Annotated in this window: 18 protein-coding genes; 4 read left to right on the top strand and 14 right to left on the bottom strand. The window is 45.4% G+C overall.

The window, feature by feature from the left end:
• Positions 1-62: 62 nt before the first annotated feature.
• Together H1230_RS01760 and H1230_RS01755 are read right to left on the bottom strand one after the other, a co-directional pair.
• On the bottom strand, positions 63-1019 hold the full coding sequence (locus H1230_RS01760) for a hypothetical protein (protein ID WP_239713951.1): 957 nt from the start codon (positions 1017-1019) through the stop codon (positions 63-65).
• Positions 1020-1207: 188 nt separating this feature from the next.
• Positions 1208-1642 carry a VOC family protein gene (locus tag H1230_RS01755; RefSeq protein WP_239713950.1) on the bottom strand — a complete coding sequence of 145 codons (435 nt, stop codon included), beginning with the start codon at positions 1640-1642 and terminating at the stop codon, positions 1208-1210.
• Positions 1643-1699: 57 nt separating this feature from the next.
• Between H1230_RS01755 and H1230_RS01750 the strand changes: the two genes are divergently transcribed.
• Positions 1700-2536 carry a helix-turn-helix domain-containing protein gene (locus H1230_RS01750; protein ID WP_239713949.1) on the top strand — a complete coding sequence of 279 codons (837 nt, stop codon included), beginning with the start codon at positions 1700-1702 and terminating at the stop codon, positions 2534-2536.
• A 32-nt stretch (positions 2537-2568) separates the two neighbouring features.
• On the opposite strand, the gene H1230_RS01745 is transcribed toward H1230_RS01750, so the two are convergent.
• From H1230_RS01745 to H1230_RS01715, 7 genes are all read right to left on the bottom strand, one after another.
• The gene (locus H1230_RS01745) at positions 2569-2820 is read right to left on the bottom strand and encodes a YdeI/OmpD-associated family protein (protein WP_239713948.1); all 252 of its coding nucleotides are present in this window, start codon (positions 2818-2820) and stop codon (positions 2569-2571) included.
• Complete coding sequence (locus H1230_RS01740) at positions 2765-2992, bottom strand: YdeI/OmpD-associated family protein (RefSeq protein WP_239713947.1); 228 nt, start codon at positions 2990-2992, stop codon at positions 2765-2767. The genes H1230_RS01745 and H1230_RS01740 overlap by 56 nt, the downstream gene beginning before the upstream one ends.
• Before the next feature lie 165 nt (positions 2993-3157).
• Entirely contained in the window at positions 3158-3637 is a 480-nt protein-coding gene (gene rlmH / locus H1230_RS01735; RefSeq protein ID WP_239713946.1) for a 23S rRNA (pseudouridine(1915)-N(3))-methyltransferase RlmH, read from the bottom strand.
• 29 nt (positions 3638-3666) lie between these two features.
• The gene (locus H1230_RS01730; RefSeq protein ID WP_239713945.1) at positions 3667-4521 is read right to left on the bottom strand and encodes an EcsC family protein; all 855 of its coding nucleotides are present in this window, start codon (positions 4519-4521) and stop codon (positions 3667-3669) included.
• Between the two features lie 198 nt (positions 4522-4719).
• Entirely contained in the window at positions 4720-5397 is a 678-nt protein-coding gene (locus H1230_RS01725; protein WP_239713944.1) for an MFS transporter, read from the bottom strand.
• 37 nt (positions 5398-5434) lie between these two features.
• Positions 5435-6976 carry a methyl-accepting chemotaxis protein gene (locus H1230_RS01720; protein WP_239713943.1) on the bottom strand — a complete coding sequence of 514 codons (1542 nt, stop codon included), beginning with the start codon at positions 6974-6976 and terminating at the stop codon, positions 5435-5437.
• A gap of 162 nt (positions 6977-7138) precedes the next feature.
• Positions 7139-7480: a zinc ribbon domain-containing protein YjdM gene (locus tag H1230_RS01715; protein WP_239713942.1), complete on the bottom strand. Its 342-nt coding sequence runs from the start codon at positions 7478-7480 to the stop codon at positions 7139-7141.
• 174 nt (positions 7481-7654) lie between these two features.
• Between H1230_RS01715 and tlp the strand changes: the two genes are divergently transcribed.
• Complete coding sequence (gene tlp / locus H1230_RS01710) at positions 7655-7879, top strand: small acid-soluble spore protein Tlp (protein ID WP_239713941.1); 225 nt, start codon at positions 7655-7657, stop codon at positions 7877-7879.
• Positions 7880-7950: 71 nt separating this feature from the next.
• Here the strand turns inward: tlp and H1230_RS01705 are convergent, their stop codons facing one another.
• Both H1230_RS01705 and H1230_RS01700 read right to left on the bottom strand, forming a co-directional pair.
• Positions 7951-8832 carry a phosphotransferase family protein gene (locus H1230_RS01705; RefSeq protein ID WP_239713940.1) on the bottom strand — a complete coding sequence of 294 codons (882 nt, stop codon included), beginning with the start codon at positions 8830-8832 and terminating at the stop codon, positions 7951-7953.
• Positions 8829-9401, bottom strand: a complete 573-nt coding sequence (locus H1230_RS01700; protein ID WP_239713939.1) for a dihydrofolate reductase family protein — start codon at positions 9399-9401, stop codon at positions 8829-8831. Before H1230_RS01700 ends, H1230_RS01705 begins: the two co-directional genes overlap by 4 nt.
• 241 nt (positions 9402-9642) lie before the next feature.
• On the opposite strand from H1230_RS01700, the gene H1230_RS01695 reads away from it, so the two are divergent.
• Both H1230_RS01695 and H1230_RS01690 read left to right on the top strand, forming a co-directional pair.
• Positions 9643-10560 (top strand): aldo/keto reductase, encoded by a 918-nt coding sequence (locus H1230_RS01695; RefSeq protein ID WP_239713938.1) that lies wholly within the window; start codon positions 9643-9645, stop codon positions 10558-10560.
• Positions 10561-10758: 198 nt separating this feature from the next.
• Positions 10759-11856 (top strand): GIY-YIG nuclease family protein, encoded by a 1098-nt coding sequence (locus tag H1230_RS01690; RefSeq protein WP_239713937.1) that lies wholly within the window; start codon positions 10759-10761, stop codon positions 11854-11856.
• Between the two features lie 107 nt (positions 11857-11963).
• On the opposite strand, the gene H1230_RS01685 is transcribed toward H1230_RS01690, so the two are convergent.
• The 3 genes from H1230_RS01685 to H1230_RS01675 are packed head-to-tail and all read right to left on the bottom strand — an operon-like array spanning position 11964 to position 15446.
• Complete coding sequence (locus tag H1230_RS01685) at positions 11964-14003, bottom strand: carbohydrate-binding domain-containing protein (protein ID WP_239713936.1); 2040 nt, start codon at positions 14001-14003, stop codon at positions 11964-11966.
• A 23-nt stretch (positions 14004-14026) separates the two neighbouring features.
• Entirely contained in the window at positions 14027-14710 is a 684-nt protein-coding gene (locus H1230_RS01680; protein WP_239713935.1) for a DUF4956 domain-containing protein, read from the bottom strand.
• Complete coding sequence (locus H1230_RS01675) at positions 14703-15446, bottom strand: polyphosphate polymerase domain-containing protein (protein WP_239713934.1); 744 nt, start codon at positions 15444-15446, stop codon at positions 14703-14705. The genes H1230_RS01680 and H1230_RS01675 overlap by 8 nt, the downstream gene beginning before the upstream one ends.
• Positions 15447-15635: the final 189 nt, after the last annotated feature.

Here is a 15635-nt window from a genome sequence, read left to right as displayed (position 1 = left end):
CATGTTGAAAATTTCGCCCTATTTATGATAAGGTTCACCGCGATAGCTGAAAGGGCAAGTTTTCAGCCTGATTGGTTATAAACAATGTATCGAAAATTTTCAGTGGCATGGGTCATTCGGGAGGGAACTCTATTAAGGTGATTATAAAAACTGAATGGGAATTTAAATACATGTCCAAAATCCCAGTCATGATTGGCGTAATCCATACACCAATACACATGTTCAATCGGCAGCCATTCAGACCGTTTTGCCCTAATCAGCGGTTGATGATCAACAGGAGAGCTTAATTTGATCGGGTTCTCCGGTTCAAGATTGTGACTGGCTCGAAGTACTTTAACTAATTTAAAAAGCGGGAGAAGTCCTCTTTTAAAATAGCTTACATGGCCGAGATCGAACAGAACATTCAGCGCATGCGAGAAGGTCAGCATATGGCCTATTAAATCGTGATGAGCTTCCGCTCTATAAATGGTACGAAAAGAAGACAATTCACTTAATATCAATTCTGACAACTGCCCAGCATTCACAATAGCGGGAAAATGATCGTTCTCATCAATCTCCAATTTCCTCACGTCAGATATAGAATAACCGAGCCAAGATCTCCCGGGAATTGATTTTTCAAAAGAGCGAATCAATGTGGAGATTCCCTGGATTTCATCCTTCGTCCCCCACCCCCCTAGCTCTTGAATGGCCAACAAACTTAACGCTGCATAGATAACATTGTGTCCGACCCAATGCAGCTCATCGATCACGAGCTCCAATGATTCCAGGATCATCTTTTCCGCATCCCCAGAATCCATTCCTACCACGGGTTGAGCTGTTCCTATATATGAATGTTTATCGAGCATCGCCTCGGATTGAGCCTTAATTCTGTTTACGGTATCAACAGGCATCGAGTTTTCTTTTACAAAAAAATAACCTGCAATCGCCGCAGCCCCAAAGTGCGCTCCCCAAATATCTCCAGTTATGCTTTTACATTGAGAAATAATCAATAGTCCGTCTTCAAGTATGCTTCTGACCATTCTTTTCCCTCCCCCAATGAACTTGCCCCTACTTATGATATGGTTCACCGTATCGTTCTAACGGCGAAATTTATTTCTCTTTCGTCAGCTTGTGGAAAATACATGCAGTAATGTAGAATTGAGAAAATTGAATTCGTTTCATAGAAAAACTGACATCGTTTGGATAACGACGCCAGCTGGAGTCAAGGTTATGCTTTATAAGTGGAATTCCACATTTCTTTATAATGCGGACTGTGGATCAAGCCAATGATGTTTCCAAAAGGGTCCACGACCGATGCCGTGATCCAGTCAATACCGCGCTCCGTAAGAGGTTCATATTCCGTGGCTCCCAGTTCCTTCAACTTTTTCAGCATTCCGACAACATCATCCACATGCCAGTATAGTGTAACTCCACCCGTCCCCGTCAAGCTAGCTGCGTTGGGTGCATATTTCTTATCAATTATGCCTAGCTCGTCTTGAAAGTCGCCGATCCGATATTCGAGGTACACAGGGTTCTCAGGATTCGGACTTTGGAAGTACGGCTCCACACCCAATAGCTTCGTGTACCATTCTTTTGCAGCTTTGAGATCCTCCGCCCAGAAACTTACATTTGCCATACCTCGTAAAGTAGATGTGTTTGTCATTCTAAACAAGCTCCTTTTTAGGTCAATTGGTATATACTTTTATTTCAATGATAGGGGATGATGATCATAACTGTATTACAGAAATCCGTTGATATTTATCAAACGGGCGGGAAACTTGATCCTGTCGGTTTCGAGCGGCATATCATCTTTCAAACCTATGTGCCTCCGGTCAGTTTAACGCCATTCGTTAACCACTTTTGGACCATACATTGGAATAACACGACGGGGCAGCCCTACATTTCGGAGCAAGTCATGCACCGACCCTATGTCGATGTATATTTGTCTGAGAATGAATCAGGTATCCAGTGCTCATTCCGGGATAAACGGGATTACGAGGCGGCGGATAATGGAAGAATCATCGGCGCTCGATTCAAACCAGGCGCGTTCCACGCTTTTTGGCGCAGATCGCTGGCAGGCTTACACAACGAGACGATTGCATTACAGCAAGTGTTTGCCGAGGCGGGTCAGACTTTTATTGAAAATACGCTGTCATTACATGACGAAGCTGCCGTCGGCGCCCTTGCTGAACTCCTACAAGCACAAGACCCGCAATATGACCCTAACATCGAAATTATTAACCGAATCATTACTGCGATTGAAACTGATCGCTTGCAGACTGTCGGGGATGTTTCTCAAAGGATTGGCAAAAGCGAGCGATGGCTCCAACAGCTTTTCCATGATTATATCGGAATCGGGATTAAGTGGCAGCTCCAGAGGAATAAACTGTTGGAGGCAGCGAGATTCATTCGTGAATATGACAACCCCGATTGGGCGGATATGGCCTATGATCTTGGTTACAGCAGTCAACAACATTTCATTACGGACTTTAATCGTGTGCTTGGCAAAACACCGTTGCAATATAAGAAAGAACTAAGCTTCCAAGCATCGGAATAAAACAACATATCCCACCTATTGGCAAAACAAAGTTATCGAACGGCTTCTAGTTTAGCTATCGCCTTTTGCAGTTGAGTAGTCCGACTCTTCGCCGTTGTTGCCTTCAGAAGCGGCAGGAAGACTGCGTATTGAGCGGTCTTGTCGAGCTGGCTGAAAGCTTGTTTGGCCTGTTCATGCTGTTCAAGCGCTGCTGCGAGATCAGGCGGAATCGTTGCGCTCTTCTGTGATTCATAGGCTGCGTCCCATCTTCCATTCGCCTTTACGGTGACTATCGATCCAACCATAACAGAGAGCAACATCAAGCGCTTCTGGAATGGTGATCAACTTGATGCCCGAATCCTTTTTGGCGATTCTAAGCCAAGCCTCTTCTTGCCGATCGTAATGATTGGCGAGCCACGATTCCCAGTCCGCAGGGTCTGTAAAATCAATGTATCTTACTGGATCGGATGTTTCCACCTGACAATCATTCCTTTAATATTTCCTTTATTATCCTTCTCCCTACTTAATATACAAAAAAATGATAAGCGCAGTATTACAAAAAACCGCAGTGAACGATGTTTGACATTACAACCACTTGCACAATTTGGAATACCTTCCAACTCGCTAGTCAACCATTTCGCCCTACTTGTGATACGGTTCACCCCGATTGATCTTCACCGCGCGATAAATCTGCTCGGTGAGGACCAGGCGCATGAGCTGGTGGGGCAGCGTCATGCGCCCGAAGCTCATGCGCTGCTGCGCACGGCGCATGACGTCGTCGGAGAGCCCGTGGCTCCCTCCGATGATGAAGACGACATGGCTCGTCCCGTAGGTGCCGAGCCGGTCAATTTCTGCGGCAAGCTCTTCCGAGCTCCAGAGCTTGCCGTCGATCGCGAGCGCAATGACATGCGCCTCGCTCTTGATATGCGCGAGGATGCGTTCGCCCTCGCGCGCCTTCACAATAGCGACCTCGGCTTCGCTCATCGAGTCCGGTGCTTTTTCATCCGCCACCTCAATGATCTGGAACTTGAGGTAGGGCGTTAGCCGTTTGGCATACTCCGCGATGCCGTCCACCAAATACTTCTCTTTCAATTTGCCTACGCCAATAATTTGAATAAACATATATGCCTCCATCTGATAACTTCTGTCGCCTACAATTCACTCTGCTTGCTCTCGATCTGCGTTAACCTTTCCAGAATTCTTCGCTTCCGATATAACATACGCGCGGCCTCGGCGACATCCTCCAATGCCTTTCGATTGGTGTAGGCACCAAAGAACATCCCCGCCACTGGAATAGTCTGCAGCAACTTCTTCCAGCCCCAATTGTCGCGGTACATCGTAACAACCTCTCTCCAGCCCTGTATCTTCGACACAGCGCTGCTTGTCCCGTTAGAGATATCCCCATCTCCGCCAGCTTGCAGGTTCAATTCTTCCAGAATCGCCCGCTTTCCCACGATATCCGAGGAGGCAAACTGCATGACCTTCACCGTGAATATCCGTTCCGCCTTCTCCTTAGGATCGTAACCATAACAGAGACCAATCTCCTGAATAACCTTCAGCGACAGACCCAGAATGGCCGGAATATCCGCTGCAAGTGTGAACAGGCCCCCAAAACCCGTGGTCGCTCCCTGCGCGGTGGCGATATTGCGGCGGCTATGAGATAGCTGAAGTGCGGCCGAATTCATCACCGCTAGGGGAAAGGGACCGGTATTCAGTCCTCCTTGGGCACGACTGTGAGCAGCCACAAGGTTACCTACTCTGCCCTGAGAAACCAGGTAGTTGCCGCCGTTCTGGATATAACTTCCCAACTCGTCTAGCAGCAAGCCAATTTTCTCATGAATAATTTGTGGTGTAATCTTATCCAGCAGCTTGAAGGGAAGGCGGGAAAGTCGATCCCAGATCATGAGTTTATGCTGATCTTTCTCCCACTTAGCAATTTCGGCAAGCGCAACATGCAGCTGTTCTGGTGTCTCAAGATGCGAGGCGGTGTAGCTGATTTCTGTCATATCCATACCCCCATAGTTGTTATAGTAGTCCATCCTTAATTGCAGTTAGCATCCCCAATTCATGGGATTATCTTATCTTTAGTGTAACATAATGCGCCAGCAGGTCGAATTCGAAGCATTGGGGCTTCCTACCCCTAACCAGAAAAAAACATCCGCGATTACACGGATGCTTACGCTTCACTACAGTTGAGGGAGATGCTACCCCACATATACGATAATGATTTCTAGCCAAAAGACCACAGTAACGCTCGTAATGATCAGGATTACTGTTCCTGCCCAATTTTTCCATAGTTTATTGGTAGCAGCCACTTCATCGTGGAAAGACCTAAGTACCCATAGATAAGCCAATCCGCCGAGCGGAAGATTGATATAGAAAATCCAGCGCCAAGTCAAAAGATCGGTGAGAAATGTCCCCACAAGCGGCCCTAAGGCACTTGTCAAGCCAAAGAGAATAATCAATAACCCACGTAGCTTTCTCCGTTTCACAGTTGGTACAATGTTAAAGATAATAAGGAATACAAGCGGCAGCACAGCCCCGCCACCTATAGCCTGAAGGCCACGATATAGATTAAGCTGGTTCATACTCTGCGCTGTGCCGCATAAAGCAGAGCCAATGATGAACAGAACGAGACCCCATAAGAACAAACGCTTATATCCAAACCACTCCGACAGCTTTCCAAACAGGGGCATCATAGCTAGCACAACAATAAAGTAAATGATGTAGACCGTTGCCCCTTCGACTAAATCTGACCTCCCAAAATCCTGTAATAAAGTTGGCATCGCTGTCGAAACAATGGTTTGATCCAGTGCAACCAGAATAAGACTCAGTAATAAACCGCAGATAGTCAGCCTGATATTTGTCTTCTTATGCTCCATTCTATACCCTCACTTCATTGTTCTTCTTGTTGGACCCTCAAGCCTTGAGCGTCTGGGTCTTCAGTTCCTGGGCCACTAGATCCAGCATTTTGGATTGCTTGGATATTTCTTTGGCTGATTCGGTTTGTTCGATAACCATCGCCAGAACCTCCTGCGAAAAGGCTGAGGATTGTTCGGTGGAAGCGGTGATGTTGGCGATCATCGACTCCACATGAAGCATGTTTTCTTTATTGCTAGTGAATATTCCCTTCACCTCTTGAATATGCTGCGCTGTATTATTGGCGCTCTGCAGAATCATTTGAAGCGTATGATTGTTCTCATCGATATAATGAACCTCTGCATTGAATTGCAGCAGATTCTTCTCCATCACAGCAATTACAGAATGAGTGTCATCTTGAATCTGTCTGACCTCTTTCGCAATATCTTTGGTCGCTGTAGTAGTCTCTACTGATAATTCGCGTACTTTCTCTGCAACGACAGCAAAACCTTTTCCATGTTCACCTGCTCTGGCTGCTTCAATAGCAGCATTCAGTGCCAGCATGTTAGTCTGATCCGAAATGGTATTAATCAGCTGCACAATATGCTCAATTTCATCCGTTCGCTGACCTAAGCTCTGTACCTTTTCGGTCGCTTGCTCCATCTGCGTCAGCATCTCGAATAAGGAGAGAACTCCAGCATGGAGCTTGTCTTTCCCAATACTGGCAATGGTTGCAGATTCAGCGGCAATAGTTGCTGTTATATCTAAATACTCATTTTCTTTTTCCAGATTAGACGTGGTGCGTTGGGTTGTATCCAGAATACTATTGATTTGCAGGGTCTGTTCTCCGAGGCTTTGCGCAATTTGCGTGATCTTGATCTCCATTTGCTCCGCTTCTGCCCCAGACTTTTCTGAAGAGTGGAATAGTCGTTTACTATTCTCAAATACACTTTCGGATGCCCTTTTGATACTGGAAATCAGGATAAAAATTGGTCTGGACAGCATGAAACTTGAGACAAGCGTAATCAGAATTAACACCCCGAGCGATATCCAGGCAATGTGCGAGCTTCGTTGTACGGCAGAATCCAGTCCATCCATATCCGCATGAATCTGATTTAGAGAATTGTCGCGGTAGGCGTTGATTTTGTCGTTAATTTGCACCGCAGTAGTATCGAAATCATCCATTAGGAGATTTCCGGAGCTGGGCCCTCCCTCCATATAGGCATGTGCCATTTTCAAACCATATTGATGGTAATCGTCAAAGCTTGTCTTAAAAGAGTCAAGTAAAGTAGGCTCGACTCCCAGCGTTCCTAATTCCTTCAGTTTATCATTGAAATCAGTTGCAAATCCTTGCGCTTGTGTAATGCCATCATCCAAGCCATCTAGCCCTCTAGTCGCGCTAATGTCGGTAAGATATTGTTGAACTTGAATTACATCTAAGACCAGTTGATCGGATAGTAAAGCAACCCTTAATGACTTATTCTTAATATTCTGAATGGAAGCATTATGATTCTCCATTTGTCCAATTAAATACACTTCTACAGAGGCGAAGGATAGAATCAACACGATGTAACTGATTAACAATTTGCTTCGAATCGACATGCCGCTGCCTCCCAAAAAGTCCATTTTCCACAATAATTATATCATAGGTGTTTCTGGGACTTATTCTCATTTTAGGGCTGCGATATAGCACTTCTTTCCTATCCTGATAACAAAAAGCCCCAGCTTCTCTTCGAAGCCAGGGCTGTCACGAGGACCTCTCACTTATATCTTTTTCACAAATTCGGATTTCAGTTTCATAGCTCCAAAGCCATCAATTTTACAATCAATGTCATGATCTCCATCAATCAAACGGATGTTTTTTACTTTCGTCCCTATTTTGACAACTAATGAAGTGCCTTTGACTTTAAGGTCTTTGATTACTGTTATAGAGTCACCATCATTTAAGACATTTCCATTCGCATCCTTGATTATCTTTGTATCTTCACTAGTTGCCATATCTGCTCCTGCAGTCCACTCATGGGCACATTCCGGGCAGACCAACAAGCTTCCATCCTCATAAGTATATTCTGAGTTACATTTCGGGCAATGGGGTAAATCAATCATCAGCAATTCTCCATTCGTTATGGTTAGTTCTCATATATTCTGCCATAGTCCTTTCATATTGACAATCGATATAAAAGGAACTGTCCCCATTCATGCATAATATTCTCTGCTAACGCCCAACCTAATGGTTAGCGCGCTTAAGCAGCGCTTCAACTATCAGGAGGCGATACTCGAATGGCAAAACCAGATAATCGGGCAGATAATGTCGAGCATTTGCAGCAAAGTATTCAGCATACACTGCGGAACCTAGATGAAGCTGAGGATTATTTAGAAGAATTCTCTTCTGAAATCAGCAGTGAAGAGCGTAACCAAATCGAAGAGAAGAATGAACGGCGTAGGGAGAGCATCAAAGGTTTTCGGGAGGAAGTGAAGGACGAAGCCGCGCATTCAGAGGAATAGTGGTAAAAAGGCGATCCACCCCCAAGTTCAACCGGGGCAAGATCGCCTTTTCTACTTTGAACGAATGTCCTTCAAACACCCACCAACCTCTCCAATACAGAGATACTTTCCTGGAGATACGCTTTATGTTGCTCGAGCCCTCTTTTTCTACACCAAGCCACCGCACAGAAAGCATCATAGAAACTATAGAACGGTAATACCCGCTCCAGATCCAGCAGAGGACGAATGGTTTCATACCCTTGCAGATAGGGCAGCTTCACGCGCGGGTCTACTTCCCAAACATATTTATTAATTTTGGTAAAATCAATTTCCGAGGAACCCCCACGTGCACTCTCGTAATCAATAATCCCTACGACTTGGTTATCGTTGATTAATATATTGCCAGGCCGAAAATCCATATGCACGACACAAGGGCGCTCAGGCTCAGGTAAAGCCGCAAATACCCCAGCAAAGTGAGCCACACATTTCGCAAATAACTCAGGCTTGAGGATCTCCTTACAAGGTTCCTGCCACTTGGCAAAATTACTTTTTATATATAATCTCCAATCATTTGGCTCAAGCATTCTGAACCCCGCAGTTTCGTGAACCCCATAACCCGGCATAGTCACATTGTGCAGCTTGGCATGGTACACCCCGATTTGATAAGCGAGCTGCTGATCCACCACCCCTGTGCAAGGCACACCCTCAATAGCTGACAAAAGCAGTGCACCCGCTGTTCGTTCGTCTCCAGCCCAAATATCCAACACCTGTGGAACGGGGATAATCCCTGTTAACTTTTCCAGCATCTCATATTCACGAAATAATTTATCCTTATTAAAAGGGATCTTCACATAGACGTCTTCTTGGGTCACAAGCGTAAGCTTATATACTTCAGAACTAAACGACTCGGGAACCTCGGCTATATGCAGGACATTGAGCTTAAACCTTCCAATGATCTCCTGAATGACATTCATCCGGCATCTTGTCCAATTCTATAATGAAGCAGGACTACTCCTGATTTGAAGCTTCTTGTTTCTAACCGTTCAAGCTTTGTTTTAGGGACATCATTAAAAAGCAGCTTTCCCCCTCCCACAATAACTGGCATGACAAGGAGCAAGTATTCATCAATCAAACCTTCCTGTGCAAGCTGCTGCACAAGGGTACCGCTGCCGAATATCGTAATATCCGCACCTTCGTCTGTCTTTAGCTTTCGTACTTCCTCGACCACATTGCCGTGCAACAGCTTGGAATTCTCCCAGGTTACTTCGGTCAGCGTTGTGGAGAATACCACCTTAGTCATCTGATTCAATTCTTCTGCCATGAGCCGTGCTCCTTCGGGAGCCTTGGGATTCCTTGCTACTTGAGGCCAATAGCTCTCAAACATCTGATAGGTTGCTCTGCCAAATAATATCGTGTCCGGATTCATCCGCTGATGCGCTGCATGGTCGACCTCAGGGTCATGGATAAACCAATCGATTTCTCCATTTGGACCTGTATAATAACCATCCAAAGACATACTGTTAAATACGATAATTCTCCTCATACACTCACCCTTTCTTTATACATAAATCCGTTTCTTCGAGAAATATAAGGATTAGTTATCGCGTGAAACCTATAAATTCTTATGTTTTGAAAAAAGGCAATATAATTCCTTAGTAACATTCCTTTCACTTACTATATAATATTTCACCACTTACGTAAGCGTATTTATTCAGTTATACTTTTTCTTGAGCTCTTCTACATCTTCAAATCGGATTACCCAATCACTAAGGAGGACGTTATTCATGAAGACAATGAAACTAGGTACCAGCACATTAGAGGTGCCAGTCGTTGCAGTCGGCTGTATGCGTATTAATTCGCTAGAGAAAGCCGCGGCTGAACAATTTATTCAAACGGCGTTGGACGAAGGTGCTAATTTCTTCGACCATGCAGATATATACGGCGCTGGAGCCTGTGAGGAAATATTCGCAGATGCCATCCATATGAATGCCAATATTCGTGAAAAGATCATTCTGCAATCCAAATGCGGCATTCGCAAAGGAATGTTCGACTTCTCCAAAGAACATATCTTAGAGTCCGTAGACAATATTCTGGCGCGTCTGAAAACCGAATATTTGGACGTGCTGCTTCTGCATCGTCCGGATACATTGGTAGAACCTGATGAAGTAGCAGAAGCTTTTAATATCCTGGAAAGCTCAGGAAAAGTAAGACACTTCGGCGTATCCAATCAGACTCCAATGCAGATTCAGTTGCTGCAGAAATCGGTGAAGCAACCGATTGTTGCCAACCAACTGCAATTAAGCATCACCAACGCCAATATGATCTCACAAGGCTTTAATGTGAATATGGATAATCACTCCGCCGTTAACCGTGATGGCCTCATTCTGGATTATTGTAGACTGAACGATATCACGATTCAACCTTGGTCACCGTTCCAATACGGATTCTTTGAAGGCGTATTCCTCGGCAGCGACAAATTCCCGGAATTGAACCAGAAGATTGATGAAATCGCCGCCAAATATGAAGTGAGTAACACTACAATTGCCATCGCTTGGCTGTTGCGCCATCCGGCACATATGCAACCCGTCATCGGTACGATGAATATCGACCGCTTACAGGATTGCATCAAAGCAAGTGAAGTTCAACTGACACGCGAAGATTGGTATGCCATCTTCCTTGCAGCAGGCAATATACTTCCATAAGTGCAAGAGACTATTTGATTGTAGAACAGTTAAAGCAACCTCAGTCTGATGGACTGAGGTTGCTTTATTTTTGGGCGAGAGAAGTAGACTCCTCTCTTCTAAATTACTCCGCTATATCAGCTTCTTTATCTCCGCGTACCCATCGTTTATACTAAATTCACTAGCCGAACGTGAACAGCGGAGGTGTTTCTTATTTCTATGAGTCTAGCAGAAAAGGTAGCAGAACTGCCTTTATCGCCCGGCGTATATCTGATGAAGGATAGTCTGGGGCATATCATTTATGTCGGTAAGGCCAAGCAGTTGAAGAAAAGAGTACAATCTTATTTTTACAACTCCACAGGACATTCCCCCAAGGTGAAACAGCTGGTAAGAAACATTAAGGATCTCGATTATATTCTCACGGATACGGAATTTGAGGCCTTTATGCTGGAATGCCAATTAATTAAAGAGATCAAGCCCATGTACAATAAAAAAATGAAGAATCCGCTGGCCTACACCTACATCGCCGTTCGTTTGGCTGGACTTTACCGGCAGCTTGAAGTCACCTATGACTCCAAGGATGATGAGCACAGCCTGTACTTCGGACCCTACACCAGCAGGAGCACCGTGGAAAGAGCTGTACTAGGCATCAAGGAGAACCAGAAGATCCTTTGCAGCAGCCCCCGTAATACACATACGCTCTGCCTTAACCACTCTCTTGGCTTATGCCTGGGAATGTGCGCAGGCGGGGAGGCTCTGGAGAAATACAATGAGATTATGGATAGAATTATCGCTCTGCTGCATGGGACGGATACGAGCATATTAAGCAATCTAGAGTGGCGTATGAGTCAGGCTGCGGAGAAATATGATTTTGAGACTGCGGCCAAATACCGCGACTATACCGGAGCAGTCAGCTCCCTGCTGCAGAAAGAGAAGGTCATCGGCTTCACTGAGGAGAACAAGAATATCGTTGTGCTGGAACCTATGAATGAGTTTAACCTCAAGCTTATTCTGATCAAGGGCAGTGTCATCCTCTATCATGCTAAGCTGGACACCAGAATCACTGACCCGAAGCAGCTGCATGTCGACATACAATCTGCCATTGCAGACCACTTCATGAATCAAGTAAGCGAGGTTAGGGAAGAACTCAGTCGACATAAGCTAGACGAAGCCCAGATCATCTACAGTTATTTAACAAGCCATTCCGGCAGCTATCTCATTATTCCTGATGAATGGATGATCACTAGGTCTCACACCAGCTTGGATGAAGCGGTTCATGAGCTGCTGAAGAGCTATTTTAGGCTTCCCGTTTCTTGATCTGGTCCTGCATAACCACAAGATGACGGCGACTCATAGATGACCATCAAAGAAGCTGGCGCTTGCTGCGCCAGCTTCTTTGATTACTGTGTTATTTTACCCTATCATTACATCGGGCTTCCACCTTCACCATCAGGCATAGTTCCTTGACCCGCACCGCCTTCAGGTCTAGTTCCTCTACCACCACCACCACCGCCACCAGGTCCACCCATGGTATTGCCGCCAGTTGTTACTCCTGATTCGTTCAAGTAGGTTACGCTACTGGAGATGTCAAATGCTACTACCTTTGTTCCTCCTGTATATTCCCCATCCGTATACAATCCATTCGCTACGCTGCCGGTTGATGTTCCTCCTGTATAGAGAGTATAAGAACCTCCCTCTTTCAGATCCGGTGAGTTAATCACTATCGATTGATAATTCTTGGATGGTGTAAAGGTCAGGATAGTATTGCCCTTGCTGTCTTCCAAATGAACCATCGTTCCAGCCTGCTGTGTTTCTGTAAAAGCCATACTGACTGAGAATTGGCTGGATTCTTCACCAGGCGCTTGAGCCATTCCTGAACTGCCCGCTGCTACCAGAAATCCACCGCTCATCACGAAGGTGCCGTCGTAATCCAAGGTGCCGTTGCCATCATTGGTAGGTCCATTGGCAATCACGGTACCACCGGTCATTGTGATTGATCCATTCGAGTCCAAACCATCGCCTGTTGAATCTACGGTTAAATATCCGCCGCTGATGGTGAGCATGCTGCTACCGGAGCTGGTAGATTGATCTTGTGTTTGAGTTCCTGCTGTGGATGTTTGGTCGTTGCCTCCCGATACATTAACACCGTCATCGGAAGCGACCACATGGATTTCACCGCCTGCAATCGTGATACTCCCTCCTTCAATCCCTTCATAGCTCTTGGTGATATCAATGGTTCCGCCTATGATTGCCAACAGGGCATCTGCATGAATTCCATCGTCGCCAGCAGTAACCTTGAAATCCCCGGCTGTTATCGAAACATTACTGTTACTATGCACCGCGTCATCGGCGGAATCAATCGTAAAGCTGCCCCCATTCACCGTAATATCTCCACCAGCTTTCAGCCCTTTAGTACTAGTTGATTCGGTTTCTGTTGTGGCTGTCGTATCTGTTGTCGTTGTCGCCGTGCTGGATTCGGAGGTCTTATTTCCACCCATGCCCATGCCTCCTGGACCTTCTTCCACTTTCACTTCAGCGTTCACATTGCCTCCACCTGTAACCATCGTATAGGTACCGCCGTCAATAACAACCGAGGTCTCCGCTTGAATGCCGTCGTTTACGGCTGTAATATCAAATGTCCCTGCCGCAATGGCAATAAAACCTTTGGAAGTATCCTCGTCATTTGTTGATTTGATGCCGTCTCCTCCAGCGTTGATAGTAAGCTTCCCGTCCTGAACGGCGACGAGATCTTTGCCTACAATGCCATCGTCTGCAGCTTGAACCTCAATCGTACCCGACATGATTTTCAGATCGTCTTTACTTGATATTCCATCGTTATAGTTTGCAGTAACCGTCAGCTTGCCAGTTCCATTGATCGTTAGATCCGATTTGCTGAAGATTGCCGCACTTGGCTCGTCGGTGGAATCATCGGCGAACACATAGGTTTGTCCATCCGTAACGCTGTTCTCCGTACCCTCTTGCAGCGTAATGATCGTCTTATCCGCTTCTTTAATGTAGATTGGGGCGCTGTTACTGTCATGAAGCTCTACTCCATTCAATACCAAACGAACCGTTCCCTCATCCTGAACATCGACGACAACTTGCCCCTCACTCAGCGTTCCGCTGAGGACATAAGTTCCTGCTGCCGTAATCGTCACTGATCCATCCTTCGCTGTAGCTCCGGAACCATCAACAACAACACTTGTTCCATTTAGAGCAATAGCTGTTGAATTGTCGGCGCTCCACTCTGTAGTGGAATCCTCCTCGTCGAACGTTACCAGATCCGCCAGCTTGATACTGGCTAGTTGTACATTAGAAGTTGTCCCGCTTTGTGTAGTTGTTATGGCTGATGTTGCCACCGCGCTTGTGGTATTAGATGCTGTTGTATTGGTGCTGCAGGCCGATATTACGGCGATACACAACAGCACCAGCCCTATTTTACCGCTCTTTATTAAGTTTTTCATATCTCATCAATCCCTTCAAATTTTTAATAGTCAGTCATGGTTGGATTCATGGTTAGCGAGAGATCCAGATTGCCGTTCCGGCAGCGGATGGCATCAAGTAATTCCTTCTGGCTCGTGTGCTCATCAATCGTTACGGCGTAGACCAGTTCATATAAACTGCCAAGCTCGGTGGTTCTAATCTTTTTAAGCTCGTATCCGACATTGTATTTGGCAAAAACTTCATTAAAGGCTTCCTCATATCCCAGATCCTCCGGGATGGTTACTTTCAGTGTTTTCTGCAGGGATGTTCTTACGCCAAATTTCGTGCGGTTAAGGATAAACATCAGTACGCACAGGATAAGTGTGAATAAGACGGCGTACCCGAATGATCCAACCCCACAGGCAAGTCCTGACGCCATGGTGAACAGTACAAATGTGATATCCTTCGGGTCGCCTGGTGCGCTTCTGAAGCGAATGATGGAGAACGCTCCCGCAAGGCTGAAGGCTCTGGCTACGTTGCTGCCAATCAGTAGAATGATGATCGCGACAATTACCGGCAGCAGCACCATCGTAAGTGTGAAGCTTTGCGAATAACTAGCCGGGTTAGTCTTCATGTAGGTATAGCTAATGATTCCGCCTAGTGCTATGGATATAACAATGGTTAGAATCGCGTTGGTAAATGTTAATTCCGTACTAGTCAAAGCTGCGGAAAAGATGGAATCAAGCATAGAGGGCACTCTCACTTTCTATTCTGCTGTTCTTCAGCATTTTTTTGTACTCGTTGCCATATTTGGAGAAGCTGGTACGGTACATTTGATGTTCGGAGAGCATTTTGGCCAACCATACCGGAATCGTCTTCTCGGCCTTCACTTCCATCAACCATTGGCCCGGCTCCAGCAAGAGTTCGCCATAAGTACCTTGTTCCAGCTTAAGATCATACCGTCTGCATCTTATATTGGTGTCGAACGTAATTCTCAAATCGCGGTTTTCTTTACTAAACAGTGCTTTCCGATCGTAGGACAGATACAACTTGGGTTGAAGATCATACCGTGTTAGGAAGTATTTGATTTCTTCAATGACCTGCTTATTCATGTAATCTTTGAATTCCGGCTCCACTCCTGTACGGACAAAGTCATAAGCTTCATTTAATTGAAGTGAGGTTCTTCTTTTGTTGACCAGACCGAATACCTTTTTCTTAATTTCCAGATACACTCTCGTATCTTGATTCGGGATACCGTAAGCTCTAATCCGAAGTTTCTCCTTATATTTCGGCTTCGCCAGACTGTTCCGGATCAGAGCATCATGTGCGGTGTCATAATACATATTAGTTATGGAATAAAACTCATGTTGTTTGTTGTAATTGTCCAGTTCCATATATTCAAGCAGTTGGTTGTAGAATTTGTAGTAGGACTCACTATCGAGCAAGTATTTGTTCTCATAACGGTTGAACACTTCAATAGCCATATGGGTTCAGATCCTTTCAGTTTAGGTATGTCTTGTGTTATCTCGCTTGCTTATGAATGTATCTTAGTCCCCGAACCTTTAATGAATCTTAAATGAGTTTACACTGCGTTAATCCTTTTACATTGGCATAACATACAAACTGAACTTAAGATTTTTATAAATAGGATCAATCGTAACTACGAGGAAGGT

This window comes from Paenibacillus sp. 19GGS1-52, assembly GCF_022369515.1.
GTDB lineage: Bacteria > Bacillota > Bacilli > Paenibacillales > Paenibacillaceae > Paenibacillus_AQ.
Note: the sequence above shows the minus strand (reverse complement) of the source record. Positions and strands in the feature narration are given on the sequence as shown.

Coding starts and splice junctions, on each gene's coding strand:
- H1230_RS01760 (WP_239713951.1), bottom strand. CDS start 1,019: ATGGTCAGAAGCATACTTGAAGACGGACTATTGATTATTTCTCAATGT.
- H1230_RS01755 (WP_239713950.1), bottom strand. CDS start 1,642: ATGACAAACACATCTACTTTACGAGGTATGGCAAATGTAAGTTTCTGG.
- H1230_RS01750 (WP_239713949.1), top strand. CDS start 1,700: ATGATGATCATAACTGTATTACAGAAATCCGTTGATATTTATCAAACG.
- H1230_RS01745 (WP_239713948.1), bottom strand. CDS start 2,820: ATGGTTGGATCGATAGTCACCGTAAAGGCGAATGGAAGATGGGACGCA.
- rlmH (WP_239713946.1), bottom strand. CDS start 3,637: ATGTTTATTCAAATTATTGGCGTAGGCAAATTGAAAGAGAAGTATTTG.
- H1230_RS01730 (WP_239713945.1), bottom strand. CDS start 4,521: ATGACAGAAATCAGCTACACCGCCTCGCATCTTGAGACACCAGAACAG.
- H1230_RS01725 (WP_239713944.1), bottom strand. CDS start 5,397: ATGGAGCATAAGAAGACAAATATCAGGCTGACTATCTGCGGTTTATTA.
- H1230_RS01720 (WP_239713943.1), bottom strand. CDS start 6,976: ATGTCGATTCGAAGCAAATTGTTAATCAGTTACATCGTGTTGATTCTA.
- H1230_RS01715 (WP_239713942.1), bottom strand. CDS start 7,480: ATGATTGATTTACCCCATTGCCCGAAATGTAACTCAGAATATACTTAT.
- tlp (WP_239713941.1), top strand. CDS start 7,655: ATGGCAAAACCAGATAATCGGGCAGATAATGTCGAGCATTTGCAGCAA.
- H1230_RS01705 (WP_239713940.1), bottom strand. CDS start 8,832: ATGAATGTCATTCAGGAGATCATTGGAAGGTTTAAGCTCAATGTCCTG.
- H1230_RS01700 (WP_239713939.1), bottom strand. CDS start 9,401: ATGAGGAGAATTATCGTATTTAACAGTATGTCTTTGGATGGTTATTAT.
- H1230_RS01695 (WP_239713938.1), top strand. CDS start 9,643: ATGAAGACAATGAAACTAGGTACCAGCACATTAGAGGTGCCAGTCGTT.
- H1230_RS01690 (WP_239713937.1), top strand. CDS start 10,759: ATGAGTCTAGCAGAAAAGGTAGCAGAACTGCCTTTATCGCCCGGCGTA.
- H1230_RS01685 (WP_239713936.1), bottom strand. CDS start 14,003: ATGAAAAACTTAATAAAGAGCGGTAAAATAGGGCTGGTGCTGTTGTGT.
- H1230_RS01680 (WP_239713935.1), bottom strand. CDS start 14,710: ATGCTTGATTCCATCTTTTCCGCAGCTTTGACTAGTACGGAATTAACA.
- H1230_RS01675 (WP_239713934.1), bottom strand. CDS start 15,446: ATGGCTATTGAAGTGTTCAACCGTTATGAGAACAAATACTTGCTCGAT.